Origin of the sequence: Lysobacter sp. 22409, assembly GCF_052045105.1 — a bacterium.
GTDB classification, from domain to species: domain Bacteria; phylum Pseudomonadota; class Gammaproteobacteria; order Xanthomonadales; family Xanthomonadaceae; genus Lysobacter; species Lysobacter antibioticus_B.
In genome coordinates, this window is sequence record NZ_JBQEOE010000037.1 from 21,649 (window position 1) to 36,552 (window position 14,904).

Genomic DNA, 14,904 nt, shown 5'->3' on the forward strand with positions numbered 1-14,904 from the left:
CCGCCATGAGCCAGTCCGATCCGCGCATCGATGCTTATATCGCCAAGGCGGCGCCGTTCGCGCAGCCGATCCTCGAACACCTGCGCGCGGTCGTACACGCGGCCTGTCCGCAGGTCGAGGAAGCGATCAAGTGGGGCATACCGAGTTTCGTTTACCGCGGCAAGCTGATGTGCAGCATGGCGGCGTTCAAGCAACACGTCACCTTCGGCTTCTGGCAGGGCGCGAACATCGTCGGTGCGCAGCAGTCCGCCGACAGCGATGCGATGGGCCAGTTCGGCCGTCTGAGCAAGATCGGCGACCTGCCCGGCAAGCGCGAACTCACTGGCCTGGTGAAGCAGGCGATGGCCTTGATCGAGGCCGGCGTAACGCGTCCTGCGAGCAAGCGCGCGCAGCCCAAGCCGCCGGTCGAACTGCCTGCGGATCTGGCCGCCGCGCTGGCGCTGAAGAAGAACGCGAAGGCCAAGGCGACCTACGAGGCGTTTCCGCCGAGCCAGCGGCGCGACTATGTCGAATGGATCGAGAGCGCGAAGCGCGAGGACACCCGCAAGGCGCGGGTCGCCCAGGCCGTGGAGTGGATGGCCGAGGGCAAGGGGCGCAACTGGAAGTACATGGCGAAGTGAGGGCGGGGTTCGCTGCATGCGCTGATTCTTGCGATTTGGACGAAAGGCAAGCCCCCCAGCCCCCTTTGCACAAGGGGGAACAGCACGGTCGAGCTGGCAAGCCTTGCCACTCGCCACTCGCCACTCGCCACTCGCTACGCAGCCGCGCCAGTTTGCCCCCTTTGCCAAAGGGGGCGAGCGCCCGGCGTCACGCTCATGCAGTGACGGCTTCATGCAGCGCGGGGGATTTGCTTTGGCCTGCTGGGCTACATCGGCCGATGCCATTGGGCAAAAAGCAAATCCCCCCAAGCCCCCCTTTTTCAAAAGGGGGGAACAGCAAAGGTGCTCGACGGCTGAACGCCGGCCAAGTCTGACGGAGGCGACCATCCGTCCGCCTCAGCGGCGGAAATCGACCGCGAAGGCAACCAGGGTGCCCGGGATGCGGGCCTTGCCGGCCGGGCAATCGGCATCCAGCGGAACCTGTGCGCGTTCGCCGCTGCGGCGATCGACGCAAACCTCGAACTGCTCGCCGGCGCCGCTCTGGGTGACGCTGTAGTCGTTGTCGCTGCCGATCAGCACCAGGTGCTTGCCGTTGCGCAGGCGCGGGCCGATCGCCAGGCCTTCGAGTTTCTCGGGGATGTCGCGGGCGCCAGCGCCGCGCAGGGCGGCCAGGATGTCGAGTTCGGGCGCCTTGTCGACCGGACGCACGCCGGCGGGCAGGTCGTTGCTGCCGGCCAGCGAGCGCGTGGCGACGTTAGTCGCGCCGCGCAACGAAATCCGGTACACGCGCTTGTGCAACGGCGCGGCGGTGACTTCGACGCCGAGGCCGCGGTTGTCGCGCTCGAGCACCAGGAAGTCGCGGTCGCTCAAGGCATGGATTGCGCTGAGGCCGATGCTGCGGCCCTGGTGGGTCGCCGAGAAATCGTCGTCGCTGGACGGATCGAGCGCGTTCAAGGTCGCGATCGGTTCGAGTTGGTAGACGTACTGGGCGTTGGAACGGCCGCTGCGCAGGTCGAACTCGACGATGCGGACGTTGCGGCTGCGGCGGCCGTCGTTGTTGGCGCCCTCCTGCACCAGCGGGTCCTGCATCACCGCGTACAGCTTGTCGCCGGACGGGGTGAGGGTGAGGCCTTCGAAGCCGCGGTTGTCCTGGCGCCCGCTGACCACGAGCTTGCGGTCGCCGACGTAGTCGAGCTGGCCCTGGGCGTTGCGCGGCTGCAGGTTGGCGGGCGTGGCGAAGGCGCGCAGGAAGCGGCCGTTCGGGGCGAATTCGTACAGGCTCGGGCCGTATTCGTCGGCGACGTAGAGGTGGCCGTTGCGGCCCACGGCGAAGCCTTCCGGGTCGAAACTCAGGCCGAGCTTGGCGGCGTCGCCGTTGAGCAACTGCGGGTTGAGGCCGTTGAAGCTGTCGCCGCGGCGCGCGCTGAACAACACGGTCTTGTCGACGATGGGCTGGCCGATGCGGCCGCTGCGGCGGTCGTAGGGGATGCGCAGGCGCTGCACGCGAGTGGCGTAGTCGATCACGCCGCCGCCGGGGCCGCGGTCGGACAGGGCGTACCAGTAGCCGTCGCGTGCGTTGTAGGTCAGGTCGGAATAGAAACCGAATCGGTTGAGGTTGGCCTGGTCGGGCGTGCCCGGCGGCAGACGCACCGCATCGCGCTGGGTCGCCGGGGTTTCGACGAGGTCGGTCAGCGACCAGTGAGCGGCGACGGCGGGGGCGGCGAACGCGGTCGCGGCGCAGGCGAGCAACAACGAAGTCAGGGTCGAACGGATCATGCGGGGCTCCGGCGGGGCAGGGGAACCCACCCACGCTAGTCGCCGCAAGTGTCAGTTCGGTGACGCGCGCAGGGTGACGAGCTTGGGCCGGGTACGCAGCTTGACCAGCAGGCCGAAGTGGTCGGAGGGCCAGACGCCATCGCGGCTTTGCTTGAGCACGACGCGGGCCTCGACGAGTTCGAAGCCGATCGGGTCGTAGAAGACGTGGTCGATGCGCTGCGCCGGCAGGTAGGCGGGGTTGAGGGTGGTATGGGCCGTGACATTCCTCGACGCATCGGGGTGGGCGTTGCCGTAGGCGTCGCGATAACGCGCGGCCAGCGCCTGCAGTTCCGGCGAGTCGGCATCGCTGTTGAAGTCGCCGGCGACGATCACGTAGCTGCCCTGCGCGGTGGTGTCGACGAAGTCCAGCAGGCTCGATACCTGCGTGGCGCGGATGGCGCCGCCGGCCTGGTCGTTATGCAGGTGGGTGGCGTAGACGTCGATACGGGTACGCGGCGGGCCCGGGCGCAGCCGGGCGTGCGCGGCGGTGCGGTAGTCGTCGAGCGGTTCGAGCTTGCGCATCTCGCGCGTCTCGGGGCGCTTGCGGGTGAGCAGGGCGTTGCCGTAGCGGCGCGCCGCACCGGGCGGGTCGACCGAGACGAATTGCACCCGATAGCCGAGCGCGGCGGCGAGGTCCTCGGCCTGGTTGCGCAGGCCGTCGCGTTGCAGCACTTCCTGCAGGGCGATCACGTCCGGCTTCAGGCGCTCGATCTCGGCGAGGATCATGGCGCGGCGCTTGGGCCAATCGCCCTTGTCGTGCCAGAGGTTGAAGCTGAGCACGGTCACGGTGGTCGCGCGGGTTTCGACGCGCGGGGTGTTTTCGGTCGCGAGCGCCTGCGAGCTTGCGGCGATGCCGGCGAGCAGCAGGGCCGCGGCGAACGCGGATGCGAACGAACGCGGAATCGGCGCGATCGCGGCAGAAGGGAAGGTTCGCATGGCTACGCGACGCTCCGATCGGGACAGGCGTCGAGGATAGCGCGGCTCGGGCGAGGCCAGGGTAGGAGCGGCGCAAGCCGCGATCTCGTCCCGGTAGCCGCGTCGTTTCGATTCGATCGTCGCTTCGGCGGTCGCGGCTTACGCCGCTCCTACCCTTTGAAGCGCAGTCTCGATTAGCCGGGCAGAAAAAACGCGCGGAGCCGCCAGGGCTCCGCGCGTTGCGGCTCGTTACTTCAGCGCGCGCCGACGATCAGCGCGGCACCTGCTGCGTACGCACCACCGGGTACTGGTTGTAGCGCACGTCCCAGGCCGAATGCAGACGATAGAAGAAGTCCAGGCGCGCCTGCGGGCTCTTGGCGAAGGCCGGATCGTTGTTGATCTTCGCCTCGAACTCGGCCTTCAGCTTCGGGTCCTTGGCCAGCATCTCGCGCGCCACTTCCTCGGCGACGTAGTCCTCCATGTATTCCTTGCGCTCGAAGGCGTTGTTGAACTCGCCCCAGGCCGCGAGCGAATCGGGCGCCTGCGGTTCCAGCAGGGCCATGACCACGCGTGCCTTGGGTTGGGCGATCGGCACGAACAGCGCGCCGGCGACCAGGCTCTGGTTTTCCGGCTTCCAGGCGCCGCTCAAAGTGGCGCGCTGGTGGCCTTCGACCGATTGCGCGGCGAACTCGGTCTTGTCGGAACGGAAGGTCTCGACCTGCGCATCCTTGAGCGCTGCGTCGAGGCGGCGATAGCTCACCCCGTGCTGGTCGAGCTTGGCCGCGACCCACGGTGCCTGCGCAGCCGGCACCAGATAGCCGCCGCGCGGCGCTTCGACCACGCGGCTGGGCTGGATGTCGTATTTCAGTTTTACGTTCCAGACCTCGGGCTTGGTCTCGTCGTAGCGGGTCATCAGCGCGCCGGAGACCTCCGACGGCGTGCGCGTATAGGCATAGCCGCGGAAGGCGACGTCGCGGACCTTGTCGGTGGCTTTGTAGTCGAGTGCGACCGGCTGGCCGCCGAGCGCCTGCGCGCGCCGGTCGGCGGCCAGGGCTTCGCGGCGCCAGTCGCTGCCGTGGCCGGCGACCAGTTCGAGCACGTTGACGATGGTGTTGCGGGTGATCCGCACGCGGGTCGGGTAGTCCTTCCACGAATGCGTTTCGACCAGCATGCCCAAGCGGTTGCGCAGCGGGATATAACCGTTGGAGAAGCGCGGCGGCGGCACCGCGTCTTCGAAGCCCGAGGCCGGGTTGTCGGTTTCGATGAAGGACGGGTAGAACGACACCGGCAGCGAGCCCTGCTTGGCGAGGCGTTCGATCACGCCGTCGCGCAAAGCCAAGCCGGCCGGGCGCAGCGCGGCGTCGCCGGAGTGCACCGGTTCGACCTGGATCGAGACGTCCTGTTCGAACTTGGCGCCGTCGGTGACGTGCAGGTCGATGTAGGCCAACGGGTCCCAGGTGCCGACCAGTTTGAGCATGGCCTGCATTTCGGGCGCATCGGCCTTGAGGTAGTCGCGGTTGAGGTTGTAGTTCTGCGCGGTGGTGCGCCAGCCCATTTCCTCGGGGCCGCGCTGGTTGGGACGGTTCCAGCGGCCGAAGCGCTCGTGGCCGTCGATGTTGAACACCGGCACGAACAGCAGCACCTGCTTGTCGAGCGCGCCCGGCGCGGCCTCGCCGTCGAGGATCTGGCGCAGCGCGAGGAAGCCCGCGTCCTTGCCGTCGATCTCGCCGGAGTGGATGCCGCCCTGAACCAGGGTGACAGGCAGCGACTTGGCCTGGGCCTGCGCCGGCGTGAACGCGCCGCTGCGGGTCGCCACCAGCAGCTTCATCGGCCGGCCTTCCGGCGTGGTGCCGAACTCCTCGCAGCGCACCGCGTCGGGGTAGCGCTTGGCGAAGGACGCGCACATGGCGATCACTTCGTCGTAGCGGCCGGTCTTGAGGAAGCTGCTGCGCTCGGCGACGGTGGTCAGGGCGTCGTCGGCTGCGGCGGCGTGCAGCGGGGTGGTAGCAGCCGCGAGCATCGCGGCGACCAGGACGGTACGTGTGGCGGTACGTGGCATCGGATCGGTTCTCCCCGGAATCGCTCCGCATGGTAGCGAAGAACCGCACCTCTGGATTGGCCGCGAGGGTCCGATCCGCACGCAAATACGCAGACTGCTGACAGCCTGCTGTCAGGAGGGCGGCTCCGAGGCAAAGGTGGGGGAATGGGTTCGGTGCGACCATGCGATGTGCCGCTTCGGTGGTCGCTCGCGGGCGCAAAGCAAATCCCCCGCGCGATTAGGGTTCGCCACTGCATCGGACTTGCGCAGCGCGCAGCCCCCTTCTTCAAAGGGGGCGACTTTCAGCGAGGCCACTTTCAGAGGGGCGACTTCTGCAGGGGCGACTTTCAGAGGGGCGACTTCATGGGAAGGCGACTTACTCCTGATCTGTCAGCGCTGTTCCCCCTTTGGAAAAGGGGGGCAGGGGGGATTTGCTTTTGCTCCCTCCAACGATCCAACCCCGCAACCGCCATCGCTCCCCTAGACTGTCGCCCTCACTTCCGGAGTCCTCCGCATGTACGCGCTCTACTATTCGCCCGGCACCGCCAGCTTCGTCGTCCATTGGCTGCTCATCGAGATGGGGATCGAGCACGAACTGCGAGCGGTCGATATGGAAGCCCGCGCGCACAAGAACGCCGAGTACCTGGCGCTGAATCCGAACGGAGTGGTACCGACCCTGATCGTCGACGGCCAGCCGCGCTACGAAGCCGCGGGCCTGGCGATGTTTCTCGCCGACCGTCATCCGCAGGCCGGTCTGGCGCCGGCGCTCGACGAGCCGCAGCGCGCCGAATACAACCAATGGATCTTCAACCTCACCAATACCCTGCAATCGCCGTTGCGCCTGTGGTGGTATCCGTGGGACCTGCAGGCCGACGACGAGGCGGTGCGTGCCGGTGCGCAGGCGCGCATCGAGGCCGCGTGCGAACGCCTCGACGCGCAACTCGCCAAGCAGGGCCCGTACCTGCTCGGCGAGCGCCTGAGCGCGGCCGATTTCTACCTGACCATGCTGATGCGCTGGACCCGCAAGATGCCGCGGCCGGCGCACGACTGGCCGCACCTGGGCGCGTTCGCCCAACGCATGAAGGCGCGGCCGTCCTTCGCCACCGTGTACGAGCGCGAAGGGCTGACCGAATGGGCTTGAAGCGCTGTACGGCGGCAACGCCGGCGATCTGAACGGGCGGGCAGGACCGGCCCAAGCAAGCAGACCCAGCCAAGCCGACCTAGCCAAGCCAAACCAAACCGGTTCAGGCGGGCCCGGCCGCCGGCCCTGAGCCGGCGGCTGCGGTCAGGCCGGCCGCCGGGGCGATCGGTTAGGCTGTAGGGCTGGACCGCCCGGTCGCCGTCGCGCCCGGGTCCAGCGGGGGCGCCTATCGACCGCCTCCGCGCCCGACCGCCGAGGACTGCCGTAGATGAGCCAAGCCGCCACCGCCCCCGCCACCGCCGATTCGCAGGGCAAGATGCCTCGCCAGATCGGTTTCATCATCGGCAACGAGGCGGCCGAGCGCTTCAGTTTCTACGGCATGCGCAACATCCTGACTTCGTTCCTGGTCGGGACCCTGCTGCTGGCTTCGACCTCCGACCTGGCCGAGCGCGAACACCTCGCCAAGGAGGTGTTCCACAGCTTCATGATCGGCACCTATTTCTTCCCCTTGCTGGGCGGCTGGCTGGCCGACCGCTATTTCGGCAAATACAACACGGTCATCTGGTTTTCGCTGATCTACTGCGTCGGCCATGCCTGCCTGGCGATGTTCGAGCACAGCCAGGCCGGTTTCTATACCGGCCTGTTCCTGATCGCCTTCGGTGCCGGCGGGATAAAACCCCTGGTGGTGTCGTTCTGCGGCGACCAGTTCGACCAGAGCAACAAGCACAAGGCCAAGCTGGTCTTCGATGCCTTCTATTGGACGATCAACTTCGGCTCGCTGTTCGCCTCGCTGCTGATGCCGATCTTCCTGCGCGAGTACGGCCCGAGCATCGCCTTCGGCATTCCCGGCGCGCTGATGTTCCTGGCCACGCTGATCTTCTGGCTGGGCCGCAACCGCTACGTGCGGGTGCCGCCGACCCGCGATGCGCCCGATCCGGACTCCTTCTTCAACGTCGCCCGCACCGCGCTGAGCGCGCGCGTGGCCGGGCAGGGCAATCCCGGCGCGATCGTCGCCGGCCTCGGCGTGGCCCTGGCGGTCGGCGCCCTGGCGCTGACCGCGGTGCCGGCGATGGGCTTCGTCAAGAGCGCCTGCCTGGCGCTGGGCTTGCTGATCGGTTTCGGCGGCTACGGCATTTCCCTGCAGCTCGACCGCGCCCGCGGCAAGCACCCCGACGCCGCGGTCGACGGCGTGCGCGCGGTGCTGCGCATCCTGATCGTGTTCGCCTTCGTGACCCCGTTCTGGTCGCTGTTCGACCAGAAGGCATCGACCTGGGTGCTGCAGGGCCAGAAGATGTTCGTGCCGACCGACCTGTGGTGGTGGCCGACCTGGCTGATCTCCGGCGAAGGCGGCGCGCGCGCCGCGGCCTCGCAGATGCAGGCGATCAATCCGCTGCTGGTGATGCTGCTGATCCCGTTCAACAACCTGCTGCTGTACCCGGCGCTGCGCCGTATCGGCCTGCAGCCGACGCCGCTGCGGCGCATGGGCTTCGGCATCGCCATCTCCGGCCTGTCCTGGATCGTGGCGGCGGTGCTGCAGTTGTATATGGACGCCGGCCACCCCATGTCGCTGGCATGGCAGGTCCTTCCCTACGTGCTGCTGACTCTCGGCGAGGTGCTGGTCTCGGCGACCGCGCTCGAGTTCGCCTACAGCCAGGCCCCGCACGCGATGAAGGGCGTGATCATGGCGCTGTGGTACCTCACCAGCACCTTCGGCAACCTGTGGGTGATGCTGACCAACGCCGCGGTGCGCAACGAGGCGGTGACCACCCACATCGCCGCGACCGGGCTCAGCGAGAACGCCTTCCTGATGTTCTTCTTCGCCGGTTTCGCCTTCGTCGCGGCGGCCGCATTCGCCTTGTACGCGCGCAGCTACCCGATGCAGGACCACTACCGCCAGGCCGCGTGAACGACGCAGCCAAGCTTGAACGCCCCCATCCGAACCCGCCCGGCGCCGCCGGGCGAGCCGACCTGAGCGAGTCCGGCCCGGCCGGACGCGCCGACGAGAATCCGAACCGATGCTGATCACCCTCATCCTGATCGCCGTGACCGCGCTGGTGACGTGGCAAGCCTTCGAGAAACGCAGCCTGTACGAGCGCCTGGTGCTGTGGCCGCCGGCAATCGAGCGTTTCCGTCAGTACGACCGTCTGTTGACCCACGGCTTCGTGCATGCCGACTGGATGCACCTGCTGTTCAACATGATCACCCTGTATTTCTTCGGCGGCGCGGTCGAGCGCCTGTTCGGCGAAGTCGTCGGGCCGTTCGGCTACGCGTTCTTCTATCTGTCGGCGATCGTGGTCGCGATCCTGCCGAGCTATCTGCGCCATCGCAAGGACGGCGGCTACGTCAGCCTCGGCGCGTCCGGCGCGGTGTCGGCGGTGCTGTTCGCCTTCGTGCTGGTCAATCCCTGGAGCTGGATCATCGTGTTCGTGATCCCGGTGCCGGCCATCGTCTATGCGGTGGCCTATGTCGGCTATTCGTACTGGATGGACAAGCGCGGCCAGGGCAACATCAACCACAACGCGCATTTGTCGGGCGCGATCTACGGTGTGTTGTTCATGCTGCTGATGGAGCCGAATATCTTCTGGATATTCCTGCAGCGGCTCGCGAGCCCGAGCCTGCCGAGTTTCTTCGGCGGCTGAGAAGGGCGGCAGCGGCTTCGGCCGCTGCCATGTCGTATCGCCGCGTCCCCGGATTGCGGCTTTGCGAACGGCGGCTCAGGCCGCCGTTGCCGTTTGAGCGATGCTCAGGACAGGAGCTGCGCGGCATTGACGGCCGTGCCGATCTCGTAGGCTTCGTCGCTGTAAGAGGCGATCAGCCCGGCATAGATCTGGGCATCCAGCCGGCGCAGCTCGGCGGCATCGGGCTCGGCGGTGCGCACGAGTTCATAAAGACGGGTGATATCGGCTTCGGCCTGCTGGTCGTCGTCGAGGGATTTTAAGTAACGCATCTGAGACCCCCTTTGTTTTCACAGTGTGACGTACTTCACATTGAAGCACATTCCATGCCATCGATTTCAAGGGGTTTCGGCGTTCCAAAAGTGACACATCGTGTCAACACCGGGCGGTCAGGAACAGGCGGCTGACGCTCTGGGTCGAGTCTCACCTTTGCTCACCCGTCATGAAGGTCGTGCGTGTTAACAAACAGGCACGGTCCTTGGGGGTGACCGCTCATCCGGAAAAACCGACAGGAGCAGGGCATGGCGATCAAGAAAGCCGGCAAGTCCGTCAGCAAGTCAGTCAGTAAATCGGTAGGCAAGAGCGCCGCGGGCAAGAGCGCGAAGCGCGCAGGCAAGCAGGTTGCGCGCAAGGCCGCGACCAAGGCGGCCAAGAAAACCACGGCCGCGAAGAGCGCGGCGAACAAGCGCCCGGCGACGAAGGCCGTCGCCAAGAAGGCGGTAGCGAAGAAAGTCGTCGCCAAGAAGGCCGCAAGCAAGAAAGCGCCGGCGAAGAAGGGCGCGGGCAAGACCACCGCCATCAAGAAGGCGGCGGCCAAGAAGGCCGTCTCCAAGAAGACGAGCGCCAGCAAGACGGCGAGCAAGAAGGCGAGCGCCAAGAAGGTTGTCGCCAAGAAAACCAGTGTCAGGAAAGTCAGTGTCAAGAAAGCGCCGGCCAGGCAGGCCGCGGCCGGCAAGCGCGGCGCGGCGCAGACCGCCAGCCGGGTGAACGCCAAGAAAACTATCCCGTCCAAACCCGCCTCGGCCAAGCCGGCTTCGATCAAGCCCGCTTCGATCAAGCCGGCTTCGATCAAGCAAGCCGTGGGCAAGTCGGCTGCGATCGGGAAAGCGGCGAAAAACACCGCGAAAACGGCGTTGCCGAACAAGGCCAAGCAGGCCGCGCCTGCAGCGAACAAGCCAGCGTCCAACAAACCGGCCGTAAGCAAAACCGTCGTAAGCCAGCCGGCCGCAAGCAAGCCCGTCGCCAATACGCCTGCACCGCGCGCGGCCCGACCGCGGGCGGCGACGCCGGCGGCCCCGTTGGCGCCGTTGATCGACAGCCGCGTCGCGGCAGTGACGCCGACCGATGCGGTCGTCGACACCCCCTTGGTGGCGACGCCGGCGGTGACCGGCGTGCCGGCGAAGGCCGCGGCCAAACCGCGCAAGGCCAAGAAACCGGTCGAGGCCGATACCTCGGCGGCCGGCTCTTCGCCAGCGAGCTCTTCGTCAACGAGCCCTTCGCCAACGAGCCCTTCGCCAGCGAGCTCTCTGGTGGCGTCCGCGGCCGCTTCGGAGTCGGCCGCGCCGGCGCTGCAGGCACAAACCCACCGCTCACGGACGTCGCAATCGTCCGGCGCGGCCGGAAGCCTGGTCGCAGCCGGTGCCGCCGCCGAAGCCGAACCGGCCGGCGCCGACACGCCGCAGCGTGAAGCTAAGGCCGCGTTGGAGGCGTCCGAGGCCGCCGGCAGCGGCGACGACGAGGGCGGCCGTCCGCGCATCACCCCGGAACAGGCCCTGGCCAACACCCGTCAGTTGCTGGAAGCCAAGCAGGAGCAGGCACGCGAGGCGCAGCCCTGGCAGCAGCTCGAGTCCAAGCACGGCCAGGTGCCGCAGTCGGGCCCGCAGTCGCCCGGTGCAGCGCAAAAGGCCGAGGAACTGCATGCCGCGGAAAGCCGGATGGACGCCATCCAGGGATCGATCGGCACCCAGGACCGGCACAACCAGGGCAAGCGCGATAATCGCTGAGCCCCGGCACCGGGCCGGATACCGGTCCGGTTCGTCGTCCCGGCGGGGGCCGCTCGCGCGGCCCCCGATCGCGGCTCGATATTCTCCAACTGCGGCCCCCGATGGCCGCCCTCATCCGCATCCCAGGTAGACCCATGGCCGTTTCCGTTCGCCACGTTCCCGACCAGCAGCGTTTCCTCACCGAAGTCGACGGGGTGCAGGCCCTGCTCGAATACCACCTCAACGGCGACCAGCTCGTCATCACCCACACCCTGGTGCCGGAGGCGATCGGCGGCCGCGGCATCGCCGGCGACCTGGTCAGGGCGGCGTTCGAATACGCCCGCGAAGCCGGCTACAAGGTCCGCCCGGCCTGTTCCTATGCGGCGGCCTGGATCCAACGCCACCCGGAATACACCGAGCAACTGGGCTGAGGCCCGGCGGCGCGGCGCGTGGCCCAGGCTGTTGCGCGGGAGGTTTGAGCCAGCCTCGGGCCCGCGCATCGGGCCCCCGCCCCTGAATCCGAACGCGGCCAGGGGTCGCCAAGCCGGCGCCGCTGTGCCAGCCTACGCGCCCTTCGCCCGTCTGCTGCCGGTTTCCGGCATCCTGTCTTTATGCGTCTGAACAAACACATCAGCGACACCGGCTTCTGCTCGCGCCGCGAGGCCGACCGCTTGATCGCCGAAGGGCGGGTCACCGTCAACGGCATGCGCGGCGGGGTCGGCGCCGAAGTCGGCGAGGGCGACGAGGTCCGCATCGACGGCGAGGTCCTGCGCGCGCGCGCGGTGGTCAAGGGCAAGCGCCAGCACGTCTACATCGCCCTCAACAAGCCGGTCGGCATCGTCTGCACCACCGAGTCGACGGTCAAGGAAAACATCGTCGACTTCGTCGGCCACGAGCGCCGCATCTTCCCGATCGGCCGCCTCGACAAGGATTCCGAAGGCCTGATCCTGCTGACCAGCAACGGCGACATCGTCAACGAGATCCTGCGCGCCGAGAACAAGCTGGAAAAGGAATACCTGGTCGCGGTGAACCACGAGGTCACCCCCGAGTTCCTGCGCGGCATGGGCCGCGGCGTGCCGATCCACGGCCAGACCACCTTGCCGTGCAAGACCGGCAAGCTCGGCCGCTTCGGTTTCCGGATCGTGCTGGTGCAGGGCTTGAACCGGCAGATCCGCCTGATGGCCGCGCACTTCGGTTTTCGGGTCAAGCAACTGCTGCGCGCCCGTATCGGCAACGTCAAACTGGGCCACCTCAAGCCCGGCCAGTGGCGCAACCTGACCGACCAGGAACTGCAGGGCCTGTTGCCTCACCGCAACGAGTGGTGAACGGCGCCGCGGATAGCGGCGGACCGAGGGAGATCTAGATGTGGACGTCACGCTTTGCGCGATAATGTCGCGCGAAACAACCATGGACGTCTGCCAAAAGGATTGCTGTATGAAGCGTGTCATCGCCGTCTCCCTGCTTGCGCTGGCCCTGGCGGCCTGCAAGAAAGAAGCCTCGCCTCAGCCCGGCGTCGCGCCGGCCGACCCGGCCTCGACCTTGCCGGCACCGGTGGTCGTCGCGGACGCACCGGTCGAGCTCAAGGAAGTCGTCGAGACCACGCCGAACTACGTGGTCGGCATCACCTACGACACGCAGGCGGCGAAATACCCGGGCCTGGCGAAAGAGCTCAAGACCTACGCCGACCAGGCGCGCGCCGAGCTGATCGAGTCGGCCAACGGGCGCACCGCGAAAGAAAACCCGTCGCCGTACGAGTTGTCGCTGACCTTCAACGACATCCTCGACACGCCCGACCTGGTGGCGGTGTCGGCCGACGGCAGCAGCTACACCGGCGGCGCCCATGCCGCGCCGCTGATCGCGCGCTTCGTCTGGTTGCCCAAGCAGAACAAGCAGCTCAAGGCCGCCGAGCTGGTGCCGCAGAAGCAAGGCTGGGATGCGATCTCGCGCTATGTCCGCGAGCAACTGCACTCGGCCCTGTCGCAGCGCATCGACGCCGACGACCCGGCGCCGGCCGTGCGCGCCGAACAAATGGAGACCGGCGGCCGCATGATCGACGACGGCACCTCGGCCGACCCGGCCAACTTCGCCATGTTCGAACCGGTCCGGGCCGCCGACGGCAAGCTCAGCGGGCTCAAGTTCGTGTTCGCCCCGTACGAGGTCGGTCCGTATTCGGACGGTACCCAGACCGTCGAGGTGCCGGCGTCGGCGCTGCTGCCGCACGTCGCGCCGCAGTACCGCGCGATGTTCAGCGGCGGAGGTTGAGCGCCGCCGCGGCCCGGCGGTCCGACCGCCGCCGGAGCGCGCGCGAAACAGCCAAGCCCGGCACATCGCGCGACGAGGCGTTTGTTATGGTGCGGCGACGCGGCAGGCATGCGCGCTGCCCCGGAAGCGTGGTCCAGGGAACAGCGGGTCGATCAGCGCCCTGATCCGCAGGCAGTGCCGAGCGTTTCAACGACCGAGCCGAGGCCGACATGTCCGTTGCGTCGCTGCGTAAACGAGTCGAGGGGTTGCTGGAACTGGCCGACGTGCGCGTCGGCGGCCAGCGGCCCTGGGACATCCGCGTCGAAGACGAGGAGTTCTACTCCCGGGTGATGGCGCAAGGCTCGCTCGGCCTGGGCGAGTCCTACATGGAGGGCATGTGGCATACCGACTCGCTTGACGAGATGCTGGTGCGCCTGATGCGCGCCCATGTCGACGAGCAGGTCCACGGCTGGGCAGCGATTCTCGACGGCCTGCGTGCGCACCTGGTCAATCTGCAGAGCCACCGCCGCAGCTTCACCATCGGCGAGCGCCATTACGACCTCGGCAACGACCTCTACCGGGCCATGCTCGGCAAGCGCCTGGTCTATAGCTGCGGCTATTGGCGCGACGAGCGCGGCCAGCCGCTGCACGACCTGGATGCGGCGCAGGAGGCCAAGCTCGACCTGGTCTGCCGCAAGCTCGGCCTGCGCCCGGGCATGCGCGTGCTCGACATCGGCAGCGGTTGGGGCGAGGCCTTGAAGTTCGCCGCCGAGCGCTACGGCATCCGCGGGGTCGGCGTGACCGTGTCGCGCGAGCAGGCCGATCTGGCCGACGAGCTCTGCGCCGGGCTGCCGATCGAGTTCCGCCTGCAGGACTACCGCGAGCTCGACGAGCCCTTCGACCGGATCTTCTCGCTCGGCATGTTCGAGCACGTCGGGGTCAAGAACTACGCCGGTTATTTCGACGTCGCCCGCCGCTGCCTCAAGCGCGACGGCCTGTTCCTGCTGCACACGATCGGCGGCAACCGCTCGGTCACCCATTCCGACCCTTGGATCGCCAAGTACATCTTCCCGAACTCGATGCTGCCCTCGGCCAAGCAGATCGCCGAGCACGTCGAAGACCGTTTCGTGATTGAGGACTGGCACAACTTCAGCGCCGACTACGACCTGACCCTGCAGGCCTGGCGCGACAACGTCGAGCGCGGTTGGGAGCATTTGGATGCGGCGCGCTACGACGAGCGCTTCCGGCGCATGTGGCGGTTCTATCTGGCCGCCTCGATGGCGACCTTCCGCAGTCGCCACGCGCAGCTGTGGCAGTTGGTGCTGTCGCCCGACGGCGTGCCGGGCGGTTACGTCGCGCCGCGGTGAGGGGCGGGAGGAGAAGTGAGCGGGAGGAGTGAGAAGTGAGCAGAGACAATCAGAAGTGAGCAGAGAGGAGTAAGAAGTGAGCGAAAAGCCGCTCTTGCCTTTACTCATTCCTCACTTCTCTCAACTCACTT

14 protein-coding genes are annotated in these 14,904 nt (G+C 67.4%); 9 read left to right on the top strand and 5 right to left on the bottom strand.

Annotated features, from left to right (window positions below):
- The first annotated feature begins 5 nt into the window (after positions 1-5).
- Entirely contained in the window at positions 6-620 is a 615-nt protein-coding gene (locus tag ACTJJK_RS17555) for a YdeI/OmpD-associated family protein (protein ID WP_440730833.1), read from the top strand.
- Positions 621-995: 375 nt separating this feature from the next.
- Here the strand turns inward: ACTJJK_RS17555 and ACTJJK_RS17560 are convergent, their stop codons facing one another.
- From ACTJJK_RS17560 to ACTJJK_RS17570, 3 genes are all read right to left on the bottom strand, one after another.
- The gene (locus tag ACTJJK_RS17560) at positions 996-2,375 is read right to left on the bottom strand and encodes an esterase-like activity of phytase family protein (RefSeq protein ID WP_440730834.1); all 1,380 of its coding nucleotides are present in this window, start codon (positions 2,373-2,375) and stop codon (positions 996-998) included.
- Positions 2,376-2,426: 51 nt separating this feature from the next.
- Positions 2,427-3,350, bottom strand: a complete 924-nt coding sequence (locus tag ACTJJK_RS17565) for an endonuclease/exonuclease/phosphatase family protein (RefSeq protein ID WP_440730835.1) — start codon at positions 3,348-3,350, stop codon at positions 2,427-2,429.
- A 250-nt stretch (positions 3,351-3,600) separates the two neighbouring features.
- Positions 3,601-5,388 carry a M14 family metallopeptidase gene (locus tag ACTJJK_RS17570; protein ID WP_440730836.1) on the bottom strand — a complete coding sequence of 596 codons (1,788 nt, stop codon included), beginning with the start codon at positions 5,386-5,388 and terminating at the stop codon, positions 3,601-3,603.
- Positions 5,389-5,881: 493 nt separating this feature from the next.
- On the opposite strand from ACTJJK_RS17570, the gene ACTJJK_RS17575 reads away from it, so the two are divergent.
- The 3 genes from ACTJJK_RS17575 to ACTJJK_RS17585 all read left to right on the top strand — a co-directional run bounded on the left by ACTJJK_RS17575 (position 5,882) and on the right by ACTJJK_RS17585 (position 9,147).
- Complete coding sequence (locus ACTJJK_RS17575) at positions 5,882-6,508, top strand: glutathione S-transferase family protein (RefSeq protein ID WP_031373164.1); 627 nt, start codon at positions 5,882-5,884, stop codon at positions 6,506-6,508.
- Positions 6,509-6,776: 268 nt separating this feature from the next.
- Positions 6,777-8,414, top strand: coding sequence for a POT-type proton-dependent oligopeptide transporter (locus tag ACTJJK_RS17580; protein ID WP_031373163.1), 1,638 nt, complete (start codon positions 6,777-6,779; stop codon positions 8,412-8,414).
- 112 nt (positions 8,415-8,526) lie between these two features.
- A complete protein-coding gene (locus ACTJJK_RS17585) occupies positions 8,527-9,147 on the top strand; it encodes a rhomboid family intramembrane serine protease (RefSeq protein ID WP_031373162.1) in 621 nt (206 codons plus the stop codon).
- A gap of 104 nt (positions 9,148-9,251) precedes the next feature.
- Here the strand turns inward: ACTJJK_RS17585 and ACTJJK_RS17590 are convergent, their stop codons facing one another.
- On the bottom strand, positions 9,252-9,455 hold the full coding sequence (locus ACTJJK_RS17590) for a hypothetical protein (RefSeq protein WP_031373161.1): 204 nt from the start codon (positions 9,453-9,455) through the stop codon (positions 9,252-9,254).
- A gap of 161 nt (positions 9,456-9,616) precedes the next feature.
- The gene (locus tag ACTJJK_RS17595; RefSeq protein ID WP_440730837.1) at positions 9,617-10,858 is read right to left on the bottom strand and encodes a hypothetical protein; all 1,242 of its coding nucleotides are present in this window, start codon (positions 10,856-10,858) and stop codon (positions 9,617-9,619) included.
- A gap of 25 nt (positions 10,859-10,883) precedes the next feature.
- Between ACTJJK_RS17595 and ACTJJK_RS17600 the strand changes: the two genes are divergently transcribed.
- The 5 genes from ACTJJK_RS17600 to cfa all read left to right on the top strand — a co-directional run bounded on the left by ACTJJK_RS17600 (position 10,884) and on the right by cfa (position 14,773).
- Positions 10,884-11,186, top strand: coding sequence for a hypothetical protein (locus ACTJJK_RS17600; protein ID WP_152566321.1), 303 nt, complete (start codon positions 10,884-10,886; stop codon positions 11,184-11,186).
- A 134-nt stretch (positions 11,187-11,320) separates the two neighbouring features.
- Positions 11,321-11,596, top strand: coding sequence for a GNAT family N-acetyltransferase (locus ACTJJK_RS17605; protein WP_031373158.1), 276 nt, complete (start codon positions 11,321-11,323; stop codon positions 11,594-11,596).
- Positions 11,597-11,776: 180 nt separating this feature from the next.
- The gene (locus tag ACTJJK_RS17610) at positions 11,777-12,490 is read left to right on the top strand and encodes a pseudouridine synthase (protein WP_408953381.1); all 714 of its coding nucleotides are present in this window, start codon (positions 11,777-11,779) and stop codon (positions 12,488-12,490) included.
- A 109-nt stretch (positions 12,491-12,599) separates the two neighbouring features.
- Positions 12,600-13,427, top strand: coding sequence for a DUF3298 and DUF4163 domain-containing protein (locus ACTJJK_RS17615; protein ID WP_223619466.1), 828 nt, complete (start codon positions 12,600-12,602; stop codon positions 13,425-13,427).
- A gap of 209 nt (positions 13,428-13,636) precedes the next feature.
- Positions 13,637-14,773 carry a cyclopropane fatty acyl phospholipid synthase gene (gene cfa, locus ACTJJK_RS17620; protein WP_440730838.1) on the top strand — a complete coding sequence of 379 codons (1,137 nt, stop codon included), beginning with the start codon at positions 13,637-13,639 and terminating at the stop codon, positions 14,771-14,773.
- The last annotated feature ends 131 nt before the right edge of the window (positions 14,774-14,904 follow it).